The 12565-nt window shown below is 43.4% G+C and carries 12 protein-coding genes; 7 read left to right on the top strand and 5 right to left on the bottom strand.

Features of this window, described 5'->3' with window-relative positions; translation table 11 throughout:
- Positions 1-50 precede the first annotated feature (50 nt).
- Positions 51-1526: an aldehyde dehydrogenase family protein gene (locus tag RH96_RS11160; RefSeq protein WP_010200958.1), complete on the bottom strand. Its 1476-nt coding sequence runs from the start codon at positions 1524-1526 to the stop codon at positions 51-53.
- Positions 1527-1574: 48 nt separating this feature from the next.
- Complete coding sequence (locus RH96_RS11155; RefSeq protein WP_010200956.1) at positions 1575-1964, bottom strand: RidA family protein; 390 nt, start codon at positions 1962-1964, stop codon at positions 1575-1577.
- A gap of 158 nt (positions 1965-2122) precedes the next feature.
- Here RH96_RS11155 and RH96_RS11150 point away from each other — a divergent pair, with 158 nt between their 5' ends.
- A complete protein-coding gene (locus tag RH96_RS11150) occupies positions 2123-3013 on the top strand; it encodes a LysR family transcriptional regulator (RefSeq protein ID WP_010200954.1) in 891 nt (296 codons plus the stop codon).
- 55 nt (positions 3014-3068) lie between these two features.
- On the opposite strand, the gene RH96_RS11145 is transcribed toward RH96_RS11150, so the two are convergent.
- The 3 genes from RH96_RS11145 to RH96_RS11135 form a co-directional block, all read right to left on the bottom strand.
- The gene (locus RH96_RS11145) at positions 3069-4196 is read right to left on the bottom strand and encodes a M14-type cytosolic carboxypeptidase (protein ID WP_010200952.1); all 1128 of its coding nucleotides are present in this window, start codon (positions 4194-4196) and stop codon (positions 3069-3071) included.
- Positions 4197-4568: 372 nt separating this feature from the next.
- On the bottom strand, positions 4569-6101 hold the full coding sequence (locus tag RH96_RS11140) for an ATP-binding protein (RefSeq protein ID WP_026037310.1): 1533 nt from the start codon (positions 6099-6101) through the stop codon (positions 4569-4571).
- A gap of 1 nt (position 6102) precedes the next feature.
- Entirely contained in the window at positions 6103-6825 is a 723-nt protein-coding gene (locus RH96_RS11135) for a heavy metal response regulator transcription factor (RefSeq protein ID WP_010200948.1), read from the bottom strand.
- A gap of 236 nt (positions 6826-7061) precedes the next feature.
- Between RH96_RS11135 and RH96_RS11130 the strand changes: the two genes are divergently transcribed.
- From RH96_RS11130 to RH96_RS11105, 6 genes are all read left to right on the top strand, one after another.
- A complete protein-coding gene (locus RH96_RS11130; RefSeq protein WP_010200946.1) occupies positions 7062-7346 on the top strand; it encodes a hypothetical protein in 285 nt (94 codons plus the stop codon).
- 177 nt (positions 7347-7523) lie between these two features.
- Positions 7524-7802: a hypothetical protein gene (locus tag RH96_RS11125; RefSeq protein ID WP_010200944.1), complete on the top strand. Its 279-nt coding sequence runs from the start codon at positions 7524-7526 to the stop codon at positions 7800-7802.
- A gap of 90 nt (positions 7803-7892) precedes the next feature.
- A complete protein-coding gene (locus RH96_RS11120) occupies positions 7893-8486 on the top strand; it encodes a c-type cytochrome (RefSeq protein ID WP_010200943.1) in 594 nt (197 codons plus the stop codon).
- A gap of 133 nt (positions 8487-8619) precedes the next feature.
- Positions 8620-9255: a DUF411 domain-containing protein gene (locus tag RH96_RS11115; RefSeq protein ID WP_010200942.1), complete on the top strand. Its 636-nt coding sequence runs from the start codon at positions 8620-8622 to the stop codon at positions 9253-9255.
- A 118-nt stretch (positions 9256-9373) separates the two neighbouring features.
- Positions 9374-11074 carry a copper resistance system multicopper oxidase gene (locus RH96_RS11110; RefSeq protein WP_026037309.1) on the top strand — a complete coding sequence of 567 codons (1701 nt, stop codon included), beginning with the start codon at positions 9374-9376 and terminating at the stop codon, positions 11072-11074.
- Positions 11075-11099: 25 nt separating this feature from the next.
- Positions 11100-12254, top strand: a complete 1155-nt coding sequence (locus RH96_RS11105) for a copper resistance protein B (RefSeq protein ID WP_010200940.1) — start codon at positions 11100-11102, stop codon at positions 12252-12254.
- Positions 12255-12565: the final 311 nt, after the last annotated feature.

Raw genomic sequence — 12565 nt, 5'->3', positions numbered from 1 at the left:
TTTACACTGTGTCGCTTCGATAGCGGCTAGCATGCTTGTCAAAAAGGTGTCTAATACGCTTTTTGATAAGCGGTCTTGACGATGGTATAGAACTCTTTGGCATATTGACCTTGCTCACGCGGGCCAAAGCTTGACTGTTTACGACCACCAAATGGTACGTGATAATCCGTACCTGCAGTTGCTAGATTGACCATGACGCAGCCTGCTTGTACTTGCTCTTTGAACATCGCACTGCTACGCAAGCTTTGAGTGATGATGCCGCCCGTCAGACCAAATCGCGTGTCATTAGTCATGGCAATCGCTTCTTCTAGGTTTTTGACACGCAAGACACATGCTAGCGGTGCAAAAACCTCTTCTTGGTTAATATCCCAGCTGTTATCCGTCTCAGTAAACAACGTCGGCGACATGTAATAGCCGTCATGTGGCATTTCTAACCGCTCACCGCCAAACGCTAAATTGGCACCAGACTGCTTGGCTTTTTCGATCCAGTCCATGTTTGATGCCAGCTGCTTATCATCAACGACAGGCCCCATAAAGATACCGTCTTCAAGCGCATGGCCAACCTTTAAGGTTTTCATTTTGGCAATCACACCGTCCACAAATTCATCGTGGATACCGTCCATCACGATCAGGCGTGAAGAAGCCGTACATTTCTGACCCGAACCGCCAAACGCACCAGCCACTGCTGCATCAATAGCAACTTGCAGATCAGCATCGTCAGCGATGACCAAGGCGTTTTTACTGCCCATCTCAAGCTGACAACGAATAAAGTTTGGTGCTGTAGCAGCCGCAACTTTGCGACCCGTTGGTACAGAACCCGTAAAGCTCACCGCATCGATATCTGTAGAATTGATGAGCGCATCACCAACTGACGAACCGCCACCCAATAGCAAGTTAAACGTACCTTCAGGTAAGCCCTGACGGTGGATAATTTCAGCCAATGCCACTGCGCTGGCAGGTGTTAAATTGGCAGGCTTCCAAATGACGCTGTTACCAAACGCTAGTGCTGGGGCGATTTTCCACACAGCGGTGGCCGTTGGAAAGTTCCAAGGTGAGATAATCGCGACCACTCCGACTGCTTCACGGGTGACTTCGACTTTAACCCCAGGGCGCACTGAATCAGCCGTATCACCCATTTGACGCAATACTTCCGCCGCATAGTAATGGAAGAACTGACCTGCACGATAAATCTCACCGCGACCCTCTGCGAATGGCTTACCTTCTTCAAGAGACAACAGCGTACCTAACTCATCACAGCGAGCAATCATCTCATCGCCGATCGCCTGTAGGATAGACTGTTTCTTTTCTAAAGGAGTCGCTTCCCACTTTGGCTGGGCTTGACGCGCCGCCGCAATGGCGTCTTTGACTTGATCGCCACTGGCTTGGGCGAACTCACCGATAGTGTCAGTGATATCAGATGGGTTAATATTGGCAATGGTATTTACGCCTGCCTGCCATTCACCGTTGATGTAAAGTGATTTGGTTGGGTCTTGCTGTAATATCTGTTGGGCGGTGTGAGCTGACATAAGAGCTTCCTTGATAAAGTATTAAAAAATGGAATATTAGAATTAGTTTTAAGGCACAGCGGCATATACAACCAGCTCAACCAGCATCTCCTCTCGTGCCAGTCCTGCGATCACCAGTGCCGCACGATTAGGATATGGTGCTTCAAAGTATTCGGCATACACTTGATTGACCGTTTTTAGATATGCTCGATCGGTTACGTAGATGAGTACCTGTAGTACCGAATCCATGCCAACATTGGCACATTCTAATGTGTGCTTAAGATTGTCTAGCGTTTGGCGAGTTTGCGCTTCGATACCACCTGCAACCACATCACCATTTTCATCGATAGGAATCTGCGCGGTGTACAACGTGCCATTGCTAGTGATTGCCCATTCTAAAGGGGCTTTAGACGCATAAAGTGAGGTTTTTATGGCTTGTTTGGTTGAGTGAGTCTTCATGTCGTCATGTCCTTTGATCTATGGTTGGGCAGCGATTGCTATATGACTTATCCTACTCAATTCATAACGATAAATCTAACTAATTAAATTTGAATTTTGATAGATTTAATCTATCATTTAAGATAAATTATTAGAGAATAGTCTTGGATGGTTTGAATATGAAGCTACAGCAATTGCGTCATTTCTTATTTGTCGTGGAAGAAGGAGGGTTTCGTGCGGCGGCTGATCGCGCCAACCGTTCGCAAGCTGCTTTGTCAGCCTCGATAAAGGAATTGGAAAAAACCTTAGGGCAGCGTTTATTTGAAGTGGGAAACAAAGCGATACTGACGCCATTTGGTGAAACCTGCTTACCAAAAATTGAGCAATTCCTTACCATTTATCAAGCGCTAGAAGATGACTTAAAAGCATCCGCATCTGGTGATAAAGGTAAAATTAGGATTGCAAGCGTGCCGTCGCTAGTGACCAAGCTATTACCTAGCGTATTGGTCGAATACTCAAAAAAGTATCCTGATATTGAGATTGTATTGATAGATGACAATTCTGTTGGTGTGGCCAATCGATTGTTGGCAGGTGAGATAGATTTGGCATTGGGCAATTGCACCAGTATTGATCAAACGAATATAGACTTCACCCTGCTCATATCAGATCCGATTGGCGTGGTCTGTCTTAAAAGCAATGCGCTGAACAACGAGTTAAATCAGTCCCAAGGGCTAACATGGCAGCAACTTATGTCGCAGCCATTTATTTATAACGGTACTTGCAGATTGCTCGAAAACACACCAGCCGAAGCGCTCAATCGCAGAGCAAGATATACAGTAGAAAACATCACATCGCTATTTTCTTTATTGCGTAATGATCTTGGTATCACTACTTTACCTAAGCTTGCCTTCCCTGCTAATGAGCCCGAATTGGTTTGGATAGATTTAGTTGACCCATCCTTGAACCGACAGATCGGAATTTTTAAACTCGCTAATAAATCTATCTCTCCGCCCGCTCAAGCTTTTTATGATCTGTGTGTGACGTATGTGCAAGAGCATTACTGGCTGTAATTGGGATACTATCATTGGGACATCTATTATTTTCTCTCTCCTATTGAATCACTAACTACCGTAAATCATCGACGACAGCAAGCATTGCAATTAGTGAGGCTTCCCCTAATTTGATAGAACGCTCTGGTGACCAACCCATCTCTTCGTCAGGCAGATTATTGTTGTCTTTAAATGGCATCTCTAACGTATTAGCAAGGCAATCAAAACGCTCTGCTACCCAATTGGTGGCAACGGTCATATTGGCAGCACTCGGTGCATCAATTTCATAGCCAAATTCGGACTGAAAATCGGCACTGGCTAATTTTAATACGTCTGAAAATCTATCGCGTAGCTGTGCGAGACGGTCACTATAACTTGGTGTCCCTTGTGACCCAGCAAGGAATACGTATGGCAATGCTTCATCGCCATGCACATCATAAAATAGATCGACGCCTGTCGCTTCCATTTTATTAATCACATGAAATACCTCAGGGCTTTTGTCTAAGCTTGGACTTTGCCATTCACGATTTAGGTTGGTTCCGACAGCATTAGTACGCAAGTGACCACGTACACTGCCATCGGGGTTCATATTGGGCACAATATAAAAGTTGGCTTTGTCTAATAACTGTTTTGCGGTCGCGTTATCGCTATCTAGCAAGCTATACAATAAGCCCTCGATGAGCCATTCAGCCATCGTTTCACCTGGATGCTGACGGGCAGTAATCCATATATTGCGCTTGGGGGCAGCACCATCGCCAATCTTAACCAAAGTTAAATCGCGCTTATCAAGCGTTTCGCCTAGATGCTCCAAAGTTACTAACGGGTGCATCTGCACGGCCGCCAATAAATCTTGGTGACGCTCATAGCTGTAAGGCGCAAAATAAGCAATTTGCATGGTTTCGCATTCTAACTCTGCCACGATGGTTAATTTGCCATCTTTATAAGCCGTTGGCAGACGAAACCAATGCTGACGATCATAAGAAGCAACCGCTTGGTAATCCTCCCATCCTTCCAGATAGGACGCTTCCCCTGCATTCATAATATTGAGAACATACTGCTCTCCAACCTCGCCAGATAGGCGAAAGTTAAACCATTGAAAAAACTCTTCGCCAACGTCTGGACGAATGGCTAATTGAATGTCGTTTTTGTCTTCTACATTGATAACGTCAATATTTCCTGCGTCAAAATTCTCTGTGATATGCATAATGGATCCTTAATTGTTTTTTATAGTTGTGTTTTAAAATAGTTGTGTTTTAAAACATATGGTGAAATATAAGAAAAATGGTAGATATGCATTTACTTGGTCATAGTAAATTTCTTTTCAAGTCGTTGGCTGATAAAGGTTATCTATTCAGATCAAATTTATATGCTCAACTATCTAAGGTTTAGATTAAGGTCTGTTGAGCATTCAAATGTGGTACTGGCAGTGGTTATTTTTTAGACAATACGCAGTGAAATTTTTGACGCCTAGTCATTCTAGGTTAGACAATTTCGCCATGTATTGGCAAAAAATAGCCCTGCCCTGAAAGGCTGATGCTAAAATCAGCAGTCCTAATATTTGAATGCTCAATAGACCTCAACCCTCAGTCAATAATTCTACACTGACTTGAAAATAATAGTCATCCTTAATCGTGATGCCAACCTTGCCTTTATGCGCATTAGCGATAGCCTGAACGATAGACAATCCCAATCCTGTGCCTGAGTGCTGATGACTGGTTTTATCATGACGATAGAATCGCTCAAACAATTTATCAGCTTCACTCTGATTGAGCATCTTGTCTAAGCGATTGGTCACTGTTATTAATAAAGATTGTTTTGAGGATAGAGCCTCTTCTTTTGCCGTATCAAGGGTGCTGCCTGAGGTAATAATGGTAGCTGATATTGTGATAATACTGTCACTAGCGGCATAATAAATTGCATTTGACATGAGATTAGCAAATAACCGTTGCAATAAACCTTCATCACCTAATACTGTCTTAAATTCGCCTAATTTTTCAAAAGTTATCCCTCGATCCTCTGCAATCATTTCATAGTAATCAACGAGCTTGGTGATTAAGCTGTCCGTATCTACGTGACTAATTTGCGAGTCACTCAATCCTTTCTGAGTTTTTGCCAGCAGCAACATATTGTTTATCATGGCTGACAGCTGCTCTAACGTGTCATGTTGATGATGCAGTTGCTCAATGTATTCGTCGCCTTCTCTTGGCTTAGTTAGCATGACCTGCGTTTGTGTACTCAGCGTCGCTATTGGGGTACGCAGCTCATGAGCGATATTGTCTGAAAATCGTGACAAAGATTCAAAGTTGCTTTCAAGCTTGACCATCATCGAATTATAAGACTCTGCTAGTGGCCGCAGTTCTAACGGCATATCGTCAACCCCAACTCTTTCGTCTAACCTTTGGAGGTTTATGCCTTGCATTTTTTGTACGATAGTGGCCAAAGGCGCAAAACCCCAATACACACTCAATGCGGCGATTGAGACGAGTAATAATGTGATGGCAGTAAGTATCAAGCTCAGCTGGCGATTGAACTGTAATAAATACTGATGATGTACATCTATAGGTAACGCGATAAGCGCGAGCATTTTGTCGTCTTCAATGACCATCGCTCGATAGTATCTGCTGTTAATACTCATCACAAACTGTTGCTTATCGTTATCTTGTCGCAGTGACAACAGATTAAACGCTTCCCCTAGCTCTTGAGTAAAGTTGTTGGGGGTACTAGACAGTATCTGTCCCTCTTTGTTAGCAATGACCGTTTTTAGATCGTAATCTAGCCAAGAAGAATGTAGATGACCAGCCTCCTCTGATGCTTCTGCAGAAAATGATGTTGTATCAGATGACAAGCTTAACGGTGGCTGGTTATTTAATAGACCTTGAGAATTTGTTAGCATTTGAGAGGTTATATGGCTGTTAGGCTCTGCCACTTGCTTACGTAAGTTAAACGCGGCATGAGTCATAATCTCAGCATCCATTTGTTCAAAATGGCCCTTAACAGAGTGCTGTACCCAAATATAAATAATAATCTGTGACATAACGACAAATATCGTGAGCAGCAACACAGTACGCCACAATAGTGGCAAGCGTCGATTGTCCAACCTGTGTTTCATATTAGATATTGCCAGCTTCGTGAGACGGATTATTATCAAGCACTGTATCGACAGCCTCCAGTCGGTACCCCATACCACGCACAGTATGAATCAGCTTTGCCTCATGCTCATCATCTATTTTTATGCGAAGACGCCTTATCGCCACATCAATCACATTGGTATCATTTTCAAAATTCACATCCCATACTTGGGAGGCGATCACAGTGCGTGGTAGCACTTCACCTCGGCGCTCTAATAAAAACTGTAGTAAGGAAAACTCTTTTGCCGTGAGCTTAATAGGCTTGCCGCCTCTATGTACCGTGCGCTTGGCAATGTCCATCTTGAGATCCGCTATTTGCATAATCGTACTTTGATAATCGGATTGATTGGCGCGTCGTAATAGACTCTTTATTCTGACGATCAATTCTGCAAACGCAAAAGGCTTGGTTAAATAATCATCGCCCCCAATTTCAATCCCTTTTATCTTGTCACTTAAGTCATCTTTTGCCGTCAAAAACAGCACGGGAGTACGCTTACCTGCCGCTCGGTAATTGCGCACCAGCTCAAAGCCACTAACATCAGGTAGCATGACATCCATCAGTATCACGCTAAATTCTTCCGTCATCAATGCATGATAGCCATCTAAACCTGTTATGTGATGATCCACAATAAACCCAGCTTCCGTTAAGCCTTTTTTTATGTACTCGCCAAGCTTCAACTCGTCTTCTACCAGCAGTACTTTCATGATAATTCCTCAGTACGATTATAATTATTTAATGTTTTAACCAGCACAGATGACAAAATTGACTGGTAGCTGACAAAGATGTCATCTGTTCGTAATCAGATTGTCAGTCTTCTTTTGCTAATCTGTATGAATGAAACATAGTTGCTCATACCTAGCGACTATGAATTATTTTCACAGGTAATCAATTCAAATATCTAACAACTTGCATATCTAATAACTTACAAAAGAGGTTTTACATGAAAACATATGGTTCATTCAAAAAAGCAGTACTGCTATCGGCTTCTGTACTTATTGGTATTACTGCGGCTAATGCGCACACTACCGAGCTAAGTACTTCCATCATCAATAACTGTGATGCGGTTACTGAATTTGCAAAAAACTTGGATCACAACGATGCTCAGCTCTCAAATTCACAAATGAAAAGTTATATCGATGCGAGAGTGGCTTGTGAGATTGAACACAAAGATCAACATCTACAGTCTGAAAAATACTTCATCAACAAATATGGTAGCGATAAGTAACATTGGCTCTGATGTTATACTAAAGGATTGATGACAACATTAAAAACTAAAAACAGCAAGATGACAATATTGTAATCTTGCTGTCATCTCTCTGTCAGAATCAATGAAGTATGCTTTAAAATAACTTAACATCCCAAATATTTTTTGACTTTATACCAAATCAAATAAGGATTTACCATGTCATTATTCAAATCAATATCACTATCTAAATCAATCGTAGCCACTGCTATAGCCTTGGTCGTTTCAACGTCAGCTTTGGCGCATGACCCAAAAATGCATGCGCAGAAAGATCAGATGAACTGCGAAAAGATGGAAAAACACATGGATATGATGGGCAAAATGGATCATAGCAAAATGGATATGAACGATCCTGCTATGAAAGCCATGATGACCAACATGAGCAAAATGAAAGCGATGTATCAAAAGCACTGTGTTACTAGTAAAAGCGACTCTTAGGCATTGCTCGTAGAAATTCAATATTACTGTTAGATCATTTTATCGAGCAGTAATTGAGTGTTAACGAAAATGGATTTTTAGGACAAACCTATGAAGTTTTTACTAGGAATACTTTTTACCGTCTTTGTCGCGATTGTGGGTGTTTTTATTGTAGTGACTAGTGGTGTGATAAATATCGGCGCTGATCAAGCCCATAGTCCACTGGTTTACAATTTTTTAGAGACTGCCCGCACGCGTTCAATAGCGAATGCTAGTAAGGACATTACGGTTCCCAACTTAGAAAAGACAGAAATGATCAGCTCGGGCGGTGCCGATTACAAAGATATGTGTGCAGGTTGTCACTTGTCTCCTGGGGTAGAAAGCACTGATTTTAGCGCCAGTTTATATCCAAAGCCGCCCAGCTTTACCAATACTGAATTGGTTGAACGCTATAAGACCGATGCCGGTGCTCAGCAAGCTTTTTGGGCCATCAAACACGGCATTATGGCATCAGGTATGCCAGCATGGGGCGCTTCGCACGATGACGATAGAATGTGGGCAATGGTCGCTTTTATCAGATCGTTACCTGAATTAAATGAGGCCCAGTACACCATGTTAACGACTAGGATAGACGATGATATGTTAGATATGTCATTTGATGGTGAGATGGATATGTCTGGTGATGGATCCGGCATGCAACATTGATTATTCGTAAAAAATGCAGTGCTAAATAGTGCTGCCTTTTGCGATTTGAATGTCGCCATGACTATTTTACTCAGTGGTATTGCCTACATTTTTAGAATATTCAATAGACAAACAGACGCTCAGGAGTGATTTTATGAGACGCTATACCAATATATTTTCTAGTGAACACAACCGGTCATCTGGTCGTGTTCTTTTAGTGATGATGACATCTTCACTATTATTAGCGGCTTGTAGTCAACCTAACGCTGCTGCTGACTCAACACCAGCGACTGAGCCAACGACCGCTACGCAAACCGCGCAAACAGAGCAACCAAAAGCGGAAATAATGCCTGTCAGTGCTCATTCAGACACCCAGCCAACTATCCTAAAAAATATCTCAGCCACCGTCTATAAAGATGCCAATTGTGGCTGCTGTAAAGAATGGGTCGGTTATGCCGAAGGTCATGGCCTAAATGCAACCGCACAGAACGTTGAAGATTTGTCTTTGTTTAAAGAGCGTTACAGCGTACCGCAGCAGATGCGCTCTTGTCATACCGCCGTCACTACTGACGGCTACGTATTTGAAGGTCATGTCCCTGCCAAATATATGGCGCAGTTCCTAAAAAACCCACCAAGTGATGCGATTGGTCTTGCCGTACCTGGCATGCCAGTTGGTAGCCCTGGTATGGAATATCAAGATAAATTTATGCCGTATAAAGTGATGCAACTTAACAAAGATGGCTCAACAGCCATTTATGCAACCATTGAATCACCGCAGCAGCAATTATAGTTTGAGTGACGTTTAAATAGCTTATCCAGCTCTACTAATGGGCTGTCGCAGACATAAGCTTGACTGATAAATATATAGACTCAACTCCCATTTCATGGATTAAGTTAGGTAAATAATTATGAACAAGAATATGCTTAACCGCAGGCGTTTTTTGACAGGGTCCTCTACTCTATTAGGGGCATCCATGCTATCCACACTGCCATCTATTGCCAATAGTGCGCTCGGTAAAGGTCAACAAAACGTAGCCGTCAACAGTGATAAATCTGACCATATCGTACCTATCCTAACCGGTAATGAGTTTGACCTGTATGTCAGCAAAAAGCCCGTTACTGTCAATGGCAAGTCGAGTATGGCAACCCTCATCAATGACTCACTGCCAGCGCCAACGCTAAAGATGCAAGAAGGCGATACCGTGACCATCCGTGTCCATAACCAGATGAATGAGTCGACCTCTATTCACTGGCATGGCTTGCTCGTCCCATTTGAGATGGATGGTGTGCCAGGTATCAGCTTTGATGGTATTCCTGCGAACAGTACCTTTACCTATAAATTCAAACTGATTCAATCGGGTACATATTGGTATCACTCCCATACTGGCTTTCAAGAGCAAACTGGAATGCGCGGGGCTATCGTCATTGAGCCTAAAGGCCGCGAACGCCATCCAGTCGCCGAAGATCACGTGATTTTATTGAGTGATTGGACACACCGCGATCCGCATAACTTGCTAAAGCTATTAAAGCAGCGTGCTGACTTTGATAACTACCACTTGCCAGATTTTAAAAAACTATTGTCTGATATCGCAGCAACAGATCTAGAAGCCGCTCACGACAAGCGCAAAATGTGGAATAAGATGCGCATGATGCCGACAGATTTTACCGATCTGTCTGGTGAAAAAACCTTTACCTACCTTATGAATGGTAAAACCACCGCCGCCAATTGGACACAGCTAGTGAAAGCGGGACAGCCCGTCAAACTGCGCTTTATCAATGGCTCAGCGCAAACCATCTTCGATGTGCGTATACCGGGTCTGAAAATGACCGTCGTCTCAACGGATGGCAATGATGTCGCGCCCGTTGCGATTGATGATTTCCGTATTGGGGTGGCTGAGACTTATGATGTCATCGTCACGCCGACCAAAGATGCACATACCATATTTGCTCAAAACATTGATCGTTCGGGCTATGTCGCGACCACGCTTGCAACCAAGAAAGGCGCTCGTGCTGCAATACCTGCTATGGATAAGATCGAATGGCTGACCATGGCTGATATGATGGGTGCGATGGGTGATAAAGGCTACAAAGCAAAGCACGCTAAGACCGAGTACGACTTTAAATCTGATATGCGCGTCGACAGTCCACGTATGAACCTCGATGATCCTGGTATTAACCTGCGTGATATTAATAGAAAGGTTTTGACTTATGACCAATTACGCTCCGTGGATGAGCAAGTATTGGCAGAGCAGCGCAAACCTACTAGAGAGATCGAGCTACATTTAACGGGTAACATGGAGCGCTATATTTGGGCCTTAGATGGAGTGATGTTCAAGGATGCAACGCCTGTTAATATTAAACCTAACGAGCGTGTACGCATTACCTTAGTCAATGACACCATGATGAATCACCCTATGCACCTGCATGGTATGTGGAGCGACTTGCGCACCCCATCTGGAGACTTTCAGGTACGTAAACACACGATTGTGGTGCAGCCAGCGCAAAAGATTAGCTTCGATGTGACGGGTGAAGTTGGACGATGGGCATGGCATTGTCACCTTCTTTATCACATGGAAGCCGGTATGTTCAGAGAAGTTGCCGTCGTTTAACAAACCTTCGAATATGAGGCTTATTATGAAAGTATCTAAGAAAAATCTGCCATTCATTGGTTTGTCATCGCTAGTCTTGCTCACCTCATCGTTTGCAACGGCTGCTGATATGTCTGGTATGGATCACAGTGGCATGGATATGTCAGGCGATATGTCTGATATGGATCACAGCGGTATGGATATGTCAGATATGGATCACAGCGGCATGGATATGTCGGGCGATATGTCTGATATGGATCACAGCGGTATGGATATGTCGGGCGATATGTCTGGTATGGATCACAGCGGCATGGATATGTCAGGCGATATGTCTGATATGGATCATAGTGGCATGGACATGTCAGGCGATATGTCTGGTATGGATCATAGCGGCATGGATATGTCAGGCGATATGTCTGATATGGATCACAGCGGCATGGATATGTCGGGCATGGATCATGGCAGTATGGATATGTCTGGGATGCAAGGCGGGCAACCACCAGCCGATGCTCGCAGTCCAGACTATTCAAATGGTGTTCCCTACGGGCAGTATGGTAAGCCAATGATGATGGGCAGCATGCCATTATGGGGAGTATCAGTAGACGACTTGGGCTATCAGTTTGATGAGGATCAAATTAACTTCGAGGCGACGGGTTGGTATGGTACTGATAGTAATCGTATAAGGCTACGCACGGAAGGTAGTGCTCAGACTAAAGATGATAAAGAAATCGATAGCTTGAGCTCGCTTGCTTATTGGAAACCACTGAGCATTTTCTGGAATGGTGAAGCTGGTGTCGCTTACGATACTGAAAACGATAACGCTGCCCTTATGGCAGGTATTGTCGGTACCGCACCGTATTTTATCGAAACAGATGCGAGAGCCTACTTATATACCGATGGTCAACTTCGCCTTGATTTAGGCGCAGAGTATGAATGGCGTTTAGATCAGCATTGGGTAGTCATACCAGAGGTGGGATTAACTGCCTTTAGTAAAGATGACCATGATAATGGTATTACCAAAGGCTTTAATGAGATGGAAGCTGAGGTCAGGCTGACTTATGAGACGTTCAGTCGCCAGCTAGCTCCTTATGTGGGTGTTAGTTATGAGACAGCGCTTGGCAAGGCTCGTGGTCAACGACGTCAAGAAGATGAATCGGTTGATAGCAGTAGTTTGACTGCGGGGGTCAAATTCTGGTTCTAATATTATTAGGTGTAATGGACAAAATTCATGCTAGAAATTAGAAGGTAGTCGCTAATGGACATAATTCATGCTATTTGAGTGTCTTTGACTCTAAAAAGTCTTTAATAAACCGTAACTTACGATACTCATTTAGCCCATGATGACTGTGTAATTGTCGCTTGAGCTCACTGAATAACCCTTCGAGAGAATTAGTAGTATTTGGTAGGTCTAAATGCCCATATTCTTGATAAGTAAATAACCAATCGCTATTGGTTCTTAAACTACGATAAGCACTTCTAAGACGCTTGTGGGCTGAGACTGCCAAGGCACAC

It is taken from the genome of Psychrobacter sp. PAMC 21119 (genome assembly GCF_000247495.1).
Taxonomy (GTDB): Bacteria; Pseudomonadota; Gammaproteobacteria; order Pseudomonadales; family Moraxellaceae; genus Psychrobacter; species Psychrobacter glaciei.
This window is presented reverse-complemented; position numbering and strand designations above follow the sequence as displayed.